This window comes from Merdibacter massiliensis, from assembly GCF_900155395.1.
In the GTDB taxonomy this organism is placed as follows: Bacteria; Bacillota_I; Bacilli_A; order Erysipelotrichales; family Erysipelotrichaceae; genus Merdibacter; species Merdibacter massiliensis.
In genome coordinates this window covers 301,013-318,884 of sequence record NZ_LT699728.1, presented here as the reverse complement: position 1 = coordinate 318,884, position 17,872 = coordinate 301,013, and the positions used below count along the sequence as shown (strand labels likewise).

Here is a 17,872-nt window from a genome sequence, read left to right as displayed (position 1 = left end):
CTTCGGATGACTTAAAAAAAGATCATTCATATCAAAATAATTTGATGTATGATGGAAAGGAAGGATCCTATGATACAATCTATCTTATTGTTTTTACAAGATCAGATATTGGGCATGAAATGGCTAAACGCATGTTTAGGAAAGTTATTGACCATACTAGGAGTTGATTTGCAAACCAATATCGGAGGCAGTCTGCAATTTTTCCTCTATGATGTCATTAAAATTACCATTTTATTATGCGTATTAATTTTTATGATCTCTTATATTCAAAGTTATTTTCCACCGGAACGAAGCAGAAAGATATTAGGGAGATTTAACGGCTTGTCCGCTCGCATATTCTCTGCTTTGCTGGGAACCGTGACACCGTTTTGTTCTTGTTCGTCGATTCCTTTATTTATTGGATTTACAAGTGCAGGACTGCCTTTGGGGGTCACCTTCTCCTTTCTAATTTCTTCTCCTATGGTAGATCTTGGAAGCTTATTTCTATTGATAGGAGTATTTGGCTGGAAAGTGGCCGTCATTTATGTGGTCGTTGGATTATTGTTGGCGGTAGCAGGTGGAACACTGATCGAAAAAATGCATTTAGATAAATATATTGAAGATTATATTCAAAAATCAACTTCTTTTGTGATCGATGCACCATCCTTGTCTAAGAAAGAACGTCTCCATTATGCGAAGGAGCAAATGCTGCAAACATTCAAAAAGGTATTTCCTTATATCTTGGTGGGAGTAGGAATCGGCGCTTTGATCCACAATTGGATTCCGCAGGAATGGGTCCAGGCTGTTTTAGGCGGCAATAATCCGTTTGGTGTTTTGCTTGCAACGCTGGTAGGAGTTCCTATGTATGCAGATATTTTTGGAACGATCCCGGTAGCTGAAGCTTTATTATCCAAAGGAGCACAATTGGGAACGATTTTGTCCTTTATGATGGCTGTTACAACATTGAGCTTGCCATCGATGATCATGTTGCGGAAAGCAGTCAAACCGAAACTGCTATTTATATTTATTAGCATATGTACGATTGGTATCATTTTGATTGGTTATTTATTTAATTTTGCACAAGCCTGGTTAATTGGCTGAGGAAGGAGAAGTATATGCGTTTATTTAGGAAAAAAACAGAAACAAAAAATTGCGGTTGCGGTAGTTGCGGGTTGCAGATAGAAGAAAACCGACATGCAGATGAGAAAGGTATCAAAATTTTAGGATCCGGTTGTAAGAAATGTGTTGCTCTGGAAAAGGCGGTACGTGAAGCATTAGCAGAAAATGGAATGGAAACGACAGTGGAACATATTACAGATTTTTCGCGTATTGCTTCCTATGGCGTCATGAGCACACCTGCATTAGTAATCGATGGGGAAGTTGTGTCTTATGGAAAAGTGTTGACAAAAGAAGAAGTGCAGCACATCCTAAATAGAAAAGGACAGGATACGGATGAATAAGAAAAAACCAAAAGTTGCTTTTGTTTGTGTCCATAATTCGTGTAGAAGTCAGATGGCAGAAGTACTAGGCAAATATTTAGCAGAAGACGTATTTGAAAGTTATTCAGCAGGAACCATGTGTCAGTCACATATCAATCCAGATGCTGTGCGTTTGATGAAGCAAACATACGGGATCGATATGGAAGCTGCACAATTTTCAAAAACATTAAAGATGTTGCCAGAGATTGATATATTGGTGACGATGGGATGCAATGTACAATGTCCAACGTTTCCCTGCGGCTATCGCGAAGATTGGGGATTAGAAGACCCGACAGGTAAAGGAGATGAGGCATTTCTTGAGACCATGCAACAAATCGAATGGAAAATAAAAGATCTGGCAAAGCGCATCATGGAAAATCAGATATAAAAAAATGGCAGGAATACTGCCATATTTTTCGTGGCTAATGGATAAGGAAAAACGCTGCAGTCAAAAGAATGAGCAGGAAGATCACATTATATAAAGTAAACACTTTTAAGAACTGACCTTTTTTGGTTCCTTCGGTATTGGCGTAGAATTTAAATGTGATCAAACTGGCAAGCGAGGCAATCAAAGTACCTAAACCTCCCAAGTTGACCCCAGTCAGCAAAGAAGAAAGATCATTCGTAAATCCAGAGAGGAGAATGGCCGCTGGCACATTGCTGATGATCTGGCTCATCAATACACCGCCTATCAACGCGTGACCTTCTAATAAAGAAGATAATAATTCATTGATGAAAGGAATGCGTTTCATATTGCCAATAAAGAGAAAAAAGAATAAGAATGTCAATAATAAGAAATAATCGACATTTTTAAATAAACGGCGTTCAACCAATAAGATGACTGCTACAGTAATAAAGAAAACAACTGTATAAGGCAATACATGGAAAACGACCAATAAAGCCAAGATCAGCAGAATCAGATAGATGGACATCTTTGGCATGGCACTTTTGGTAATTGCCTTCTTTTCTACGACCAGATCTCCTAAGTGTCCGTTTTTTATGGTAGCCAAGGATAAAATTAATAAGAATAAAGAGAGAATGGTATAAGGCAATGTCGCTTTTAGAAATTCCTGCATGGAAAAGTCCGCAACAGAGTACAGATATAAATTTTGCGGATTGCCGATCGGCGTTGCCATGCTGCCTAGATTTGCTGCAATTGTCTCCAATACCAATACTTTTAACATAGCATCCGGTTTATGAACGATACGGAATAACAAGATCGTAAACGGAGCAAAAGTAATCAAAGTGACATCATTGGTAATGATCATGCTGGAGAAAAAGCACAATAAGACCATGGTACAAGCCAGTCCGCGGATACTTTTTGTCTTTTTTAACAAACTGCTGGCAAGTGCTGAAAATAGACCAAGGGAAGAAAGACCTTCAATGATGATCATCAGACAAAACAGCAAAGCAATCGTTCGATAATCTGGATAAGCCAGATATGCCTGATCAGGATGAACGAACCATGCAGAAAGAATTGCCAATAGCATTGCGATGCAACAGACGGGTTCTTTTTTTATGAAATGTTGAATTTTTACCATACTCTCGACCTCGCCATAGTTTATCATGGATGGAAAGGAAATACAATAAGGGAACAAGGATAAACAGATCGTGTAAAAGTATGATGAACATTTAAATTGTAGTTGTGTTTGGATAAAATACATCTTTGTGGAAAACACTGGAAAACCCTTTGTTTCTAGTGGATTCCATTGCAAATTATGTAAAAATATGGTAAAGTCTATTCATTCTTAATGTGAATTAAGAAGAAAGGAGAAAAAATGGAGAAGTTTTTTAAATTAAAAGAAAATAAGACATCTGTTTCTGTTGAGGTAATGGCAGGTATCACGACGTTCTTTGCAATGGCCTATATCATTGCGGTCAACCCAAATACTTTATCACAGGCAGGAATGGAATGGGGAGCTGTTTTCTTAGCTACGATCATTTCTGCAGTCATTGGTACATTGATCATGGGGCTGGTTGCAAACGTGCCATATGCACAAGCACCTGGCATGGGATTAAATGCGTTCTTTGTTTATACAGTTTGTTTCCAGTTAGGCTTTACTTGGCAACAGGCTTTATCCATGGTATTTATCTGTGGTCTGATCAATATTTTTATTACCGTAACAAAAATTCGCAAGATCATCATCAAAGCGATTCCGCAGTTTTTACAGAATGCGATTGGCGGCGGTATCGGTGTTTTCATTGCTTATTTAGGATTCTTAAATGTAGGATTCATTACATTTGACAGCGGTGTTCCTGCAATTGCAACCCTGAATCAGCCAGTGCTTTGGATCTTTTTGATCGGATTGCTGTTAGCGGTCATTTTAACATTAAAAAATGTCAAGGGCGGTATCTTGATCGCTATCATCATCACTACATTGATCGGTATTCCTTTTGGAGTGACCACAACAACAGATACGGTCAGCTTTAATGATGCTTTGGCAGCACTGCCTTCTACATTTGGCGTGATCTTTACATCACAAGGATTGCCATCTTTATTTGCTGATGCTGCACGTATTCCTTTAGTTTTGATTACGATCTTTGCCTTCAGCATGTCGGATACATTTGATACGATCGGTACGTTTATCGGTACAGGCAGACGCAGCGGTATCTTCTCTGAAGAAGATGAGAAAGCATTGGAAGTAGGCAGCGGCTTCAGTTCAAAAATGGACAAAGCATTATTTGCTGATGCTACTGCAACTTCGATCGGTGCCATCTTTGGTACATCTAATACGACAACGTTTGTTGAAAGTGCTGCTGGTATCGGTGCAGGAGGAAGAACAGGTCTGGCATCTGTTGTTACAGCAATCTGCTTTGCATTGAGCGCATTCCTTGCAACTTTTGTATCTGCAATCCCTAGTGCAGCGACTGCACCTGCCTTGATCATTGTCGGCTGCATGATGGTATCTTCTTTCACACAGATCCATTGGGATAATTTGGAGGAAGCAGTTCCTGCTTTCTTTGCAGGATTGTTCATGGCTTTGTGCTACAGCATTTCTTATGGTATCGCTAGTGGATTTATCTTTTACTGCATCATCAAGATCTTTAAGAAAGAAACAAAAGAAATTCATCCGATCATTGCAACGGTCGCATTGTTGTTTATCTTGAACTTTGTGTTGCTGGCAATCATCTAAACTGAAAAAACCGTGCTGGTCATGTGCCGCACGGTTTTTATATGTGTGCCGGGCATGGCACGAATTCAGTTGGAGATAAACCAACCACAGGTAGTTACCGCCAAGTGTAGCGAACCACAAGTCGTTAACAGTGATGTTGAGGATGGAGGAAGTGGTGTAGCGATTCTTTCGAGCGTACGAACAGAAACCGGATATAAGGCTAAATGGTGGATAAGGTTGCATATCAAACCGAAGTCCAAAAGGTAAACGTAAAACCAAGACAGTAAATCAGGACGTTGTGAAAGAAACAGGATTCGTGAATTACCCCGGGAGGTCTTGTGGACGATGAAATCCAATATCTTTAAAATCAGTGATGGTAACATCGGTCGAAAAAGGTTTACCACAAGAAGTCAGCTGAGGTCGTAGTAGGTAGAGACATCTATACCCAAGGACCTAATGTTTATATGGTGCAGCTCACCATGCGCAATGTTTGGATAGTTCGAAATCGAGGATAGTTCCATAAGTGGGAATCGTAATCCCATGGGAATGAAGGTAGAGGGAATGGTTCCAAATATATTTACAAAAGGAAGGAGAAGCAACAACATGAAATTGATCGAAGTGATCTTAAGAGATGAAAATCTCGAAGAGGCAATCAAAAGAGTCAAAAGTAATAAAGGTGTACCTGGCATTGATAAGATGACAGTGGATGAAATTGACGAGTATTTCAAGGCCTATAGGGAACAGATAAAGAAACAGATACTGGCGAAGAAATACAAACCTCAACCTGTAAGAAGAGTCTATATTCCTAAATCAAATGGAAAGAAAAGACCCCTGGGAATTCCGACAGTAGTAGACAGGGTCATCCAACAGGCGATAGCTCAAGTGTTATCAGATATTTATGATAGTAAATTCAGTGAGAATAGTTTTGGATTCCGACCAAACAGGAGTGCACATGATGCCATCCTGCGAACACTGGACTACTTAAATGAAGGATACGAATGGGTCATCGATTTAGATATAGAAGCATACTTCGATACAGTAAATCACGATAAATTAATTTCAATACTTAGAGAGCATGTGAATGATTCGACAACATTGCATTTGATTCGTAAATTCCTGCAGGCAGGAATCATGGAAAATGGTTTTGTCAAAGCAAATGCCATAGGAATGCCACAAGGAGGACCTCTAAGTCCAATTCTATCAAATATTTACTTAGATAAATTTGATAAGGAACTGGAAGAAAGGGGACTATGCTTTGTGAGATATGCAGATGATAGTAATATCTTCGTTAAAAGCGAGATGGCAGCAAATCGAGTGATGAAGTCCGTCACATCATGGCTGGAGAGAAAATTATTCCTAAAAGTCAGTGCAACCAAAACAAAGGTAGTACGACCAACGAATAGTAATTTTCTAGGTTTTACATACTGGAAGAACTCATCAAAATGGGAATGTATTCCTACAAAGAAGAGTAAGAAAAGCCTGTATGATAAATGTCGAAAGGAACTCATTCGAAAGAAATGTGTAGCACAGACCAACGCTAAAACATTCACCAGGATAAACCAAATCGTCAAAGGATGGATAAACTACTTTCGAATCGGAAGGATGAAGAACTTCATCGATGAATTTGGACAATGGTTAAGGCACAAAATAAGGGTCATCATCTTAAAACAGTGGAAAGTACCACCGAGGATATATAAAAATCTACAAAAGTTGAATGAGAAATTGCCATATCACTTCAGTGATGAACAACTCTACTCGGTAGCGAATACAAGGCTTGGCCTATATAAACAAGCAAATGGGAATGTAATTAATTTCTTACTTAATGCGGATATTCTAGCCATAAGAAAAGAGGAAAGACCTGGATTGGTCAATCCTCTAGCATACTATCTAAGATAGGTTGTATTAACATATAAATGTAGCGCCGTATACGAGACCCGTACGTACGGTGCAATGAGAGGGGCGAAGATTAATTTCTTCCCTCTACTCTATTGCTTTTTCTAATTGGAAATTCACATTTTCCTGCATCGGATGGGTGAACAGGCGGGAGGCATTTAAATCGACATCTTCCATGCGGATCATATGGATCTGACTGCAATCATAGGTCTTGTAGTAATACGTCTTTGTTCTCTTTGACAGGGCACAAGAGTAGATGGTGATGTCATAATTTCCATCTTTGGTAATCACGCTGCCTTTGATCATGGCCACCCCATCCAATATGTGGAAAAATTGCTGGATCTGCTGCTCTTCTTCTGCTGCAGGCGCAGCTGTCCATTTTAAGAAAGCAGCTTTGACATAACGGGAAGCTGGTGAAAAATCACCGGGAAGACCGATGGCCCCCATGCCCTCGCCAAATGTTTCCAGGTCTTGCTGTGCAGGAAAGCCAACATGATCTGCATTTGCAGACAGATGGCGATATTGGCGAAGATTATACTGGTGAAAAGGAAATGGCGGATTGTTTGTCAGTACACCGACCGGATCATCGTAAATATGGATCCCATCCTGCATGATTTCTAAAACAATGGTTGCTTTTTCATCTGCAATCTGCCAATGCAATGGCGCCAATGGAATTTGAGGGACAATCGGTTTATTGAGAATCTGAAAGTCTGCAAGCTGTTGTTTTGCCTGCTGTACCGTTTTGCAAGTACCCAAGATCCATGGGATGAGCTCATATGGGGCATAGGCTGGCGCTGCCAGGTTTATATGGGAACTGTAATCGGCATTCCCCGGGAAATTCAATCCGGCCATATACAGACCATATTCATTCATTGCTTCTGCATAAAGCGGATATCCTTGAAAATTTGTTGCTGTACCGATCATTGCCGGATGCTCTTGCAACGGTTCGCCTTGTTGAAACGTAAAAGGGTAGCGGCGAGGGGTAATAATGACCTCTTGACCAAAAGAATGATCCAGATCCAGATTGCGGCCATAGATTCCTTCATACATGGAAATGCTTGTACACATAGGCATACCTTCTTTCTATCTACTCTTATTATAAACAGATTTTAAGCAATAAAAAAGAAAGCTGCATGAGCTTTCTTTTTTAACTTTTATAAAGATGTAGCAGCATAGAATCCATCACGGATTGCTTCGCCAATCTTGCCTAGAGCATTGCTGTCACCAACGACGCGCGTCTTGATATGATATTTTGCTTTGATCTTGTCGACAACGCTGAGATCTGGACGCATGCCAAAGGCATTGACGATCGTATCTGCAGGAATCTTCTTTGTTGTGCCATCTGCACATTCTACTGTCAGACCTTCTGCATCCATTGCAATCACTTTTGTATTGGTCATCAAGGTAACATCGGCTTCTGCTAGTTTATTGAATAATGTGATCTGATTGATAAAGAATACGTCTTTACCGCACTGCGGCTGCATTTCTACAACTGTAACTTTTTTGCCCAATTCGCTTGCCATTTCCAATGCACCGTCTAATCCGGAAGCACCGCCGCCGCAAACAACGATATTTTCACCTTTCAAACGTGTGTGATCACGATGTGCATCCAGCATCGTGACAACATTGTCGTTATCGATGCCGGGAATCTTCGGCATGATTGGTTTGGCACCGCAGCCGATGATGATCTTGTCGCATGTATCTAAGAAATCTTCTTCCCCTGTGATTTCAGTATTTAAATGTACTTCAACATTTAATTTCTGTAATTGTGTTTGATACCATGTTGTTAATTTTTTGATGTTCTGCTTAAAGCTGGCTGTACAAATATCCCCCATGACGCCGCCTAAGCGATCATTTTTTTCATATAATACGACATGATGTCCTTCGATTGCAGCTACGCGTGCGGCTTCCATGCCTGCAGGTCCGCCGCCGATGACAACGACATTCTTTGGTGCATCTGTCTTCTTGATTTCAAAGCGTACTTCTTCCATTGCCTGTGGATTGACTGCACAGCTGAGTTTTGTATGACGGTTCCAGATACGTCCGATACAGTATTCATTGCAGCGCAGACAAGGACGCACATCTTCGGGACGGCCTTCCATCAATTTGTTTGGCAATTGCGGATCGGCAATGAGGGCACGGCCCATATTTGTGAAGTCTACGACTCCGGATTCAATCAGCTCGAGTGCTGAATCAGGTGCTAATGTACCTGCAGTGAATAAAGGAACACTAACTGCTTCACGTGCAGCTTTGCATACATAAGACATGCAGGATTCTCCTAAATAAGAAGGAGGGAAAATGTAATCCAATGTTTCGTAGCATCCTGCATCTACATCGAATGCATCTACTCCGGCTTTTTCCAAGATCTTTAACAGTTTGACGCTGTCTTCGATCGTACGTCCGCCTGGGAAACGATGATCCAGAGAAATACGGAAGATAACAGGCATCGAATCACCTACGACACTTTTGATGGCCTGTACGATCTCGACTGCAAAACGCGCACAGTTTTCTGGACTTCCTCCATATTCATCAGTGCGTTTGTTCCAGACAGGGGACATGAATTGATCGATGAGATAACCTGCATGCGCATGGATCTCAATGGCATCATAACCTGCATCTCTGGCAACACCGGCAGAGAATTTAAATCCTTCCATGATCTGTGCAATTTCTTCTTTTGTCAATGCATGGCATTTGACATCCGGATTAAAGACAGATGGTGTTTCAGAAGAAGAAATAGGCGGATTTCCAAAAGTATCCGGGAATGCATTACGTCCGGTACCCGGGGAAACCTGACAAACGATCTTTGCACCATAACGATGTACGCCGTCACATACGGAAGTCAAAGAAGGCAATACAGTGTAAGAGTCTAAGTAACCTTCCATAGAACCTTGTGCAATTTTCTCATTTAACATTTGACATCCCATGAAGATGATGCCAACGCCGCCTTTTGCACGTTCAATAAAATAATCAATTTCTTGTGCATCTTTTCGACCATTGGTAAATGCAGAGTTTGTACCCATTGGAGACATTCCAATACGGTTTTTCACTTCCATCTTACCAATTTTAAATGGTGTGAAGAGCTTTTCATAACCCATAAGCAAAACCTCCTGTTCATCGCCTTTTGTAAGGCTTTTCTCTAAAATATTATAAAAGAAAAACTGAGAGAATGCATTGTGCTGAAAAAAGAAAACAGGTTCTATAAATTGTGCAGATGCACAAAAAATAAAATAGGAAATATAGAAATCACATCAGCAAGTACGTATAATGTAAGTAAAGATAGTTTTAGAAAAGGGGTGAATCTATGAATTATGTACAGCTCTACCATGATCTATTGGAACATTTGCCGTCCGGCACCATTCAGGAATTGATGGAGACCGCCTATCATCATGTGCATTTGCCAATACTGGCAACGGATGTGACTTATCAGCTCTTGGGCATCTATCCCCGTGTAAAAAGCGGCAAGCCGTATTGGGATCTATTGTTAGAAAAAGGAAAATATGATACACAGACCATCATGGAATTATATGAAGACGGCATCCTGCAGTCAGCTGATCAAAATGAACGGCCATATCTTGTCGATTGGGGAAGAGCTGCCAAGGAGGAACCGAAGATCGTTGCACTGATCAAGGTCAATGGTCATACGGAAGGTTTTATCTCGTTATTATGTGAAAAAGAACAATGGAACGATGACATCTCCGGTGCGGTAGAGATCATTGCCAAGATTTGTTCGATCCTATATCAAGAGAAGCGCTCACAAAGCAATATAGCCAAGCTGCAGCCAAAAGCATTTGCAAATGAATTATTAAGAGGAAAGATCACAACGAAAGAACAGCTTCACCAGTGGCAGCAAAATACCGATTTCTATCCGCAGGCCAGTTATCAATTGCTGGCCATTCAAGGAGAAGGACAAAGCGTAGAGAGAGTCTTTACTAATTTTTGTGCAAAATTAGAAAGGATCGTTCCCTCTCAATTGTCCTTGATCCGCAATCAGATCCTGTATGTGCTTTTCTATGATTTGTCTATGGCTGCTTCTTCACAACATATGCGGGAAATCAAGTCATTATTGACCGGTTTTCATTTAAAGGCAGGCTGCAGTGTTTCTTTTTCGGATTTATTATATTGCAGGGAACATATGGAACAGGCAATTGATGCCTTAAAAGCAGGAAAAAAACGAGATCCGCAGCTCTGCTTGTATGATTATCCTTCATATGCATTATATTCTTTGATTGAAACAGGAAGCAGTCATACCAGCATTTATAATGCAACCCATCCCATGCTACTGATGTTAAAGGAATACGATGCCAAACATCACAGTGAATTGTATGATACGCTTGCCTGCTATATCCGTTTCATGGGACAGAGTGCAAAGATCATTGAAGAATTGCACATACATCGTAATTCTCTGCCTTATCGAATACATAAAATTGAAACGATCACAGGGTATTCATTACAAGATTTTGAGACCGTATTACACGTTTCCATCAACTTTTATTTGATGGAACAGAAGGAAGAAACTTGACAATAAGTGAATGTTCATTTATTATAGAAAACAAAGAGGTGGGCAGATGAGACGAAAAGATGATGAAAAAGAACGGCGTATTCGACATGCTGTGATTGAATTGATGTTGCGAGAAGGATTCAATGGAACCTCCATAGCAAAAATTGCAAAATTAGCAGGTGTATCTCCGGCAACTGTATACATATACTATGAGAATAAGGAGGAAATGCTGCAGGATATTTATTTGGAATATTCAGAGGAAGTATTTGATTATCTATTGACTGGCATCGATCGCAATATGAGCGGTGCACAGATGATCGAAACACTGATTCGTCGTTACTATGACTATGTGACCCATCATCCGGAAGCGTACTGCTTTGTTGAGCAATTTTCAAACTGTCCAGCTTTGTCAAATAAATGCAGCTGTAAGAAAACAGTGCAAAATATCTTTCGATGGATCGAAGAAAAGAATGAACGGCCGTTGGCACGCCGCTACAGTGATGAAAGTGTCTCCGCTATTTTGTTCTATCCGATCAAAGCAATTGCATCCGATCATTATCAAAATGAACGTGAAAAGGAAAATCAATTGGAGGAATTGATTGAAATGATCCAAAAAGCTGTGTTGTAATTTTGTAATTATTTTTATTCTATTATTAAATGAACATTCATTTAAAAGGAGGGGTATTGATGGATACTGTACCATATGTTGAAAAAGGATATGTTTTTCCTGTATATAATATTATGTTATTACCGGGTGTTTCTACCATGATCTATTACAGCAAAGAACCGGTCAATCTGAAAGAAACACTTCGTCAAGATGCTGCCTTTTTGTTGCTGCCGTTACGCAGGGATGTGACAAAAGAAGATATCCAAAAAGAAGATTTTTACAGTTATGGTGTATCTTTTGCAAACGGACAGCTGGCAACAAATGAAAAAGGAACGTATTTTTCCGCCAAACTGATGCATCGTGTCAAAGTGCTTGATTTATATCAAGAAGACGGACAATGGATCGCAGAGTTTACAACAGATATTGAACAAGCAGACCTGGATGAAAAAGCAGCCGGTCAAATGCTGTCTTATATGAAAGAGACTGTTGGCGAGTTGGCATCTCACTTTAAAAATGGTGAGATCTATACGAAGATGTTAGACAATATCGAAGATTTAAATACGATGATTGCTTATCTGAGTCAATTCTTGCCATTATCTGCACAAGAAAAATATGAAATGCTAGAAATGGATTCCATAAAGAAACGCGGTTTGACATTTATGGATATTCTGTTGAAACAAAAAGAAACACTGGAAATAAACTTGGAAATGCGCGAAAAGATTTCGGATAAGACAAGTCGAACGTATCGTAAACAGATCTTGCGCGAGCAGATGAAAGCCATTCAAGAAGAATTAGAGGAAGATGAAGAAAACAGCGAAGAGGAAGAAAGCTATCAAAGCAGGATCCTGCAGGCTCATCTGCCTGAAGATATTGAAAAAGCAGCATTGAAAGAAGCCAAAAAACTGGAATCCATGGGTATGGGAAATTCAGAAGAAAACATCATTCGCAATTATCTGGACTTCTTATTGTCTCTGCCATGGGAGCGTGAAAAATCGAAACCGATCGATCTGAAAAAAGCAAAGAAGATCTTAGATCATGATCACTATGGTTTGGAAAAAGTAAAAGAAAGAATTTTGCAGCATTTAGCTGTGATGAAACTGAAAGAAGACAAGAAAGGATCTATCTTGTTGCTGGTGGGTCCTCCTGGAACCGGCAAGACCAGCTTAGGCAAAAGTATTGCACGTGCACTTGATCGAAAGTATGTACGTCTAAGTTTGGGAGGTGTTCACGATGAAGCAGAGATTCGTGGTCATCGCCGTACGTATGTAGGGGCATTGCCAGGCAGTATTTTAAAAAGCATGCAAAAAGCAAACAGCACCAATCCGGTCATGGTATTGGATGAAGTGGATAAATTACAAGGCGGCGGCTTTAATGGTGATCCGGCCAGTGCTTTGTTGGAAGTATTGGATCCCGAACAGAACAATACGTTTACCGATCATTATTTGGATCTGCCGTATGATTTATCGGATGTATTCTTTATTGCGACTGCAAACTCTCTCGATACGATTCCTCAGCCGTTGCTTGACCGTATGGAAGTGATTTCTATATCTGGTTATACAGATGAAGAAAAATATCATATTGGAAAAGAACATCTGATTCCGCAAGTATTAGATGAAATTGGATTGGATACGAATCAGTTGTCGTATACAGATGGAGCATTAAAGAGCATAATCGAAAACTATACGCGAGAAGCAGGCGTACGTGGTCTGAAAAAACAATTAGCACATGCAGCACGCAGTGTAGCACAAAAATATGTCATGGGTGAGCTTACGCTTCCATACAGCATTAAAAAGAAAGATCTGGAAACAGTATTAGGACAACCACTAGCAAGACACGATCGTGCACAAAAGGAAAATCCTGCAGGTGTAGTAACAGGTTTAGCTTGGACACCGGTCGGCGGAGAGATCTTGTTTATTGAAGCGGTGGATATGCCAGGATCTGGACATCTCAAATTGACTGGAAAATTAGGCGATGTCATGCAAGAATCTGCGATGATCTCAGTCAGTCTGTTGCGTTCTCGCCTGCCGCTGAATACGTCGTATTTTAAAGAACACGATCTGCATATTCATGTGCCAAGCGGAGCTGTTCCAAAAGATGGACCATCTGCGGGTGTTACTTTATTTACCGCTTTGGCATCGTTATTGACCGGAATCAAAGTAAGTCCGCCGCTCGCTATGACCGGTGAGATCACATTGCGCGGTACTGTCTTGCCGATTGGCGGTTTGAAAGAAAAACTATTAGCAGCACGTCAGGCCGGTATCACGAAAGTATTGATTCCAAAAGACAATGAAGGTGATCTTAAAGAATTGCCGCAAGTCATCAAAGATTCAATGGAGATCCAATGCGTAGAGACGGTGGAAGATGTATTGCACCATGCATTAGGTATTTCATTAAAGCAGTTGCAATATTCATTCCAGCGACTTCATCCAGATACAAAAGAGAATCATGGAAAGATTTCAACCGATCTGGAACATGCGACTCATCAGATGCCAATTTTATAGGATAGTAAAATATATTATCTAACCAATGGATACCTTCTAGGATACAGCAGGAGGTTTCCATTTTTTTAACTTTATATGCGTTCTATAAAAAAATTCCTCCCTACTGAATTGTTTAGTAAGAAGGAATTTATGTAGAAATATAAAATTAATCAATAACAGGAACTAAAGTATCAAATTCCTTTATTTTTTCTGTCGTTTTATTGTATATATAGTACTGCATAAGAGTAAACTAATTAAGAATCCAGAAATCCATAGGTTGGTTGCATCCAAAGAATTGGTATCTACATCAGATTCTGCTTTTTCTAATGCTTCTATTTGGTTGTTTTGCTGTGGCTGTTCTATTTCTTCTGGAGGTGTTTGAGGATTGTTCGGATCTGTTGGTTCTTGAGTATCCGTGGTTTTTGGTTTGTAAGATGCTATAATCGTTGCATCATGATTTGGCATTGTGAAAGTAGTATGCGCATTATAAACATCCTCTAAATAAGTGCTATCAGAAGTTATCCATTTATCAAAAATTTTTCCTGTAGGAGCTTTGTCAGCAACAATAGATATTTTTTCTCCTTCTTCATATTGTCCATCTCCACTACCGTTTTCCACAGTTAAATTATACTTATCTGGATTTTTTTCATATAACAATACAAATGGTGAAAATGAAGAAGCTTCAAATTGAATGTACTGTTTTCCGTTGATTTCTTTAATAACATAATCAAGAGATTCTGGTGGATATTTGCCTAACATGTTTTCTAGGCTTTCACTGTGGTTGCGATCAAGTGAAGAAAAATGTAATATCTGTAAATGTCCATTAGGTGAGTAATCTGACGGCAATGGCCAATAAAGCGTTGTTGTCGTATTATTTTCTAATGTTACATAAACATTACCATTTTCGGTGTCTATCAAATCCAAATAAAAATGCTCATAGCCAAAGTGAATATCTTTCATATCATCAAGAATAATGTTATTTTGTATGTACTGTATGAATATATGCGAATTTTGGATATTGTCAACTAATAGATGTAGACCGTCGGTATTTTTAATTTCTACATTACTGTCGTTTATAAAATATGTTGTATCATCTGGTAATACTGCATTAACTGTATCTTTGTCTATTTGTTGCTCATGTGATACGATATTTGTTGTTACTTCTTGATTCAGTTTTCGAACAGTTAGTTTACCAGTATCAAATTGTATAGGTAGAGTATAATGATCACTACCAATTGTGATCACTGCTTTGACAAAGTTTTGATTAATCCCGTCTGAATAAATGGATATGTCATATACTTTGTAGTTTTCAGTACTTGACGGATCAAATTTATCCTCAATGACGGTATTTCCAGTAATTGGATCTGTAACTTCTATGCGAACAGGAATTTTTTCGTCGCTGCTCGGCAGTATGCGGTATAGAAATTTTGACCCTCCTTCTTGTGCGTTTTTGTTTGTGCTATGCGCAGTAGTTCCATATGGCTCGATTTTCCATTCTCGTTTCGTACCTTGTCCATCATCATAATAGAAGGTTATTTGATTGCTTAGGTTTGTAGAACTAGCCTCATCACCCAAAAGTGTATTTATATAATCAGGAAGCGTTAGATAAAATTCAGGCTCAGGAAATCCGTTAGTAGATGAATCTTTTACAAATTCACCATTTTCATCTACAATTCCATCATGTCCTTCTCCGCCAGTATAAATCGTTATATCTGCAGGTGTAATGGTGATTGGTGTCTTGTCTACCACATTTACTTCCATGACATAACCTTTTCCCGCATTTCCATCTTGACCGACGCCTATAAAATTATGATTTGATTTATAAAATTGTTTAGGAGTCCCATTTTTTTCAACATAATATCCATATATCTCAACTAGATAATAATTGCCATTTGTTCGTGCATCAGATGGATCTCGTATTTCGATAGCAGATAAATCTGTATAAACCCGATTTAATTTTGAAGAGGTAGTTGAGGTGGAAAATATATCCGGTTGTTCTTCACTTCGTGGACCATTCACCCCGTTGTTACTTTCATCCCACCAGCAATATTTGAAATATACGTATGTTCCTTTTTCCTTTGCTTCCTTTGTTGCCAATGGATGGGTTACGCGTACTCCTATGCTGCCGGGATTATTTTCATCTACATCTACATTTAAAGTTTGTACACCTTCTACTGGATCTTTTACAACATTTCCATTGACAGTAAAGTCAACAGTCGGTTTAGCTACAATTGAGTCATTAACAGTTTCAATGGTCAGAATATCGTCAATCCAGCCAGTTACTTTTGATGAAGTTGATAACACAAAAGTACTACCATTTATTTGCCATCCAAGATCATAACCAGGTACTGTATTGATTGGATCTATTTCCGGCAAGGTGTATTGATCATCTAAATACCAGATATTATCGCTGTTCAACGTATATTTAATGCTTTGACCATATAATTTTTTTTGAATAATGGTTGTATTATCTGCATTTGTGAATTGTAATGTTACAGGGTAAGTTTTTGATACGCGTGTGAAGCTGCTTGTTGCCTGATAAGCATCAGCATTTGGAAAAATTAATAAACAATCTGAAGAAGAATTCGCTTTAAATCCTGTACTACTGTAACCTGAAAGATCTGATTTTCTTTCAATGTAAATTTGAGAAAAAGCACTGTTGCTATAAAAAGCTTCTGAGCCGACTATTTCTACAGAAGTAGGTAATTTAATAATTAAATTAGATCCTTTTGGAAATGAGTTTCTAAATGTTTGTTTTCCAATGACCTTTAAAGATTGCGGCAATTCAAATTTGACATTTGCTGCACTGCTTGCAGTTTTGACAAATTGTAAACTGGTACAACCATTGAATACGGTACCGCTGTTTCCGCTAACATCACCTAGAACTTCTAAAGTATTTGGCAAAATGATTCCAGTTAATTGATTACAGCCACTAAAAGCACTCTTTCCTATAGTTTTTATCTTAGTATTGGATAAATCTAATACCCCTGATAGCGCACATCCCATAGCGGCTTGATTGTTGATGTTTGTAAGACTAGTAGCTGTCGAAAAATCTATACTTACAATACTGTATCTTCCAATAGCATCATAACTGGTTACAGCATTGTAGTTCTTTTTGTCACTTGTGTAGGAATCACGGAAACCATCATTCGCAATGGTAGTAACAGTGTTAGGAATTTGAATAGAAAGATAGATGGTTTGTTTATTTGGATTTATTGTTTTAAACCAGTCTTTTTCTATTCCATAATACGTCTTATTCTTGATTACCATCCCTTCTTCAGGGACGATGATAGGATCTTCTGCAGATAAACCTAAATTATTTTTTAAAGTAAGTGTATTTTTTGTAGATAAGAAAAGTGGTTGTTCTATTGCATGATTTTGTTCAGATTCATCATTTTCAATATTTTCTATTGATAGTGATGAATTGTTATAGTGGATGGAACCATCTGATTTTTCATTCATATCACCAGATGTATTGTTTTCTTTGTTTGTATCATCAAGTTTTTCATTTTCTTCTATATTGTCAGCTGTTTGAGCATAAACAACTGGAGAAACAATAGAGAATAGTAATAAAATAACTAAAAAAGATGCGAGACGTTTACGACAATCAAATCTATTTTTCATGATGTTCCTCCTAGATCCATAACCATTTTCAATTTGCTAATCCCTTCAATATTTTATAATCGAAAATAAGAATATTTTGCTTTTGCTAGGATGAATGTTTCTATATTTGATTGTTCGATAATGTAGGCTTTTTTTGATACATGCTATATAATGAAAATAGGGGAGGGGTGTATAATTATTGATCAAGATTTTGCCTTTTT

At 38.8% G+C, this 17,872-nt stretch carries 12 protein-coding genes; 8 read left to right on the top strand and 4 right to left on the bottom strand.

Annotated features, from left to right (window positions below; all coding sequences use genetic code 11):
• The first annotated feature begins 69 nt into the window (after window positions 1-69).
• From BQ9859_RS11640 to BQ9859_RS11630, 3 genes are read left to right on the top strand one after another with little or no spacing between them, the layout of a single operon-like run.
• Entirely contained in the window at window positions 70-1,080 is a 1,011-nt protein-coding gene (locus BQ9859_RS11640) for a permease (RefSeq protein WP_075878321.1), read from the top strand.
• Between the two features lie 14 nt (window positions 1,081-1,094).
• The gene (locus tag BQ9859_RS11635) at window positions 1,095-1,439 is read left to right on the top strand and encodes a thioredoxin family protein (RefSeq protein WP_075878320.1); all 345 of its coding nucleotides are present in this window, start codon (window positions 1,095-1,097) and stop codon (window positions 1,437-1,439) included.
• Entirely contained in the window at window positions 1,432-1,845 is a 414-nt protein-coding gene (locus BQ9859_RS11630) for an arsenate reductase ArsC (protein ID WP_075878319.1), read from the top strand. The genes BQ9859_RS11635 and BQ9859_RS11630 overlap by 8 nt, the downstream gene beginning before the upstream one ends.
• Before the next feature lie 34 nt (window positions 1,846-1,879).
• Here the strand turns inward: BQ9859_RS11630 and BQ9859_RS11625 are convergent, their stop codons facing one another.
• The gene (locus tag BQ9859_RS11625; RefSeq protein WP_075878318.1) at window positions 1,880-2,998 is read right to left on the bottom strand and encodes an SLC13 family permease; all 1,119 of its coding nucleotides are present in this window, start codon (window positions 2,996-2,998) and stop codon (window positions 1,880-1,882) included.
• Between the two features lie 237 nt (window positions 2,999-3,235).
• On the opposite strand from BQ9859_RS11625, the gene BQ9859_RS11620 reads away from it, so the two are divergent.
• Entirely contained in the window at window positions 3,236-4,591 is a 1,356-nt protein-coding gene (locus BQ9859_RS11620) for an NCS2 family permease (RefSeq protein ID WP_075878317.1), read from the top strand.
• 582 nt (window positions 4,592-5,173) lie between these two features.
• Window positions 5,174-6,466, top strand: coding sequence for a group II intron reverse transcriptase/maturase (ltrA, locus tag BQ9859_RS11610; protein WP_075877859.1), 1,293 nt, complete (start codon window positions 5,174-5,176; stop codon window positions 6,464-6,466).
• Between the two features lie 84 nt (window positions 6,467-6,550).
• Here the strand turns inward: ltrA and bsh are convergent, their stop codons facing one another.
• Both bsh and BQ9859_RS11600 read right to left on the bottom strand, forming a co-directional pair.
• Window positions 6,551-7,531, bottom strand: a complete 981-nt coding sequence (bsh, locus tag BQ9859_RS11605) for a choloylglycine hydrolase (RefSeq protein WP_075878316.1) — start codon at window positions 7,529-7,531, stop codon at window positions 6,551-6,553.
• A gap of 86 nt (window positions 7,532-7,617) precedes the next feature.
• Window positions 7,618-9,558, bottom strand: coding sequence for an NAD(P)/FAD-dependent oxidoreductase (locus BQ9859_RS11600; protein WP_075878315.1), 1,941 nt, complete (start codon window positions 9,556-9,558; stop codon window positions 7,618-7,620).
• A 206-nt stretch (window positions 9,559-9,764) separates the two neighbouring features.
• Between BQ9859_RS11600 and BQ9859_RS11595 the strand changes: the two genes are divergently transcribed.
• The 3 genes from BQ9859_RS11595 to lon are packed head-to-tail and all read left to right on the top strand — an operon-like array spanning window position 9,765 to window position 14,069.
• Window positions 9,765-10,982: a PucR family transcriptional regulator gene (locus BQ9859_RS11595; RefSeq protein ID WP_075878314.1), complete on the top strand. Its 1,218-nt coding sequence runs from the start codon at window positions 9,765-9,767 to the stop codon at window positions 10,980-10,982.
• Between the two features lie 46 nt (window positions 10,983-11,028).
• Entirely contained in the window at window positions 11,029-11,589 is a 561-nt protein-coding gene (locus tag BQ9859_RS11590) for a TetR/AcrR family transcriptional regulator (protein WP_075878313.1), read from the top strand.
• Window positions 11,590-11,648: 59 nt separating this feature from the next.
• Complete coding sequence (lon, locus tag BQ9859_RS11585; RefSeq protein ID WP_075878312.1) at window positions 11,649-14,069, top strand: endopeptidase La; 2,421 nt, start codon at window positions 11,649-11,651, stop codon at window positions 14,067-14,069.
• Between the two features lie 180 nt (window positions 14,070-14,249).
• Here the strand turns inward: lon and BQ9859_RS11580 are convergent, their stop codons facing one another.
• Entirely contained in the window at window positions 14,250-17,672 is a 3,423-nt protein-coding gene (locus BQ9859_RS11580; RefSeq protein ID WP_075878311.1) for a leucine-rich repeat protein, read from the bottom strand.
• Window positions 17,673-17,872 lie beyond the last annotated feature (200 nt).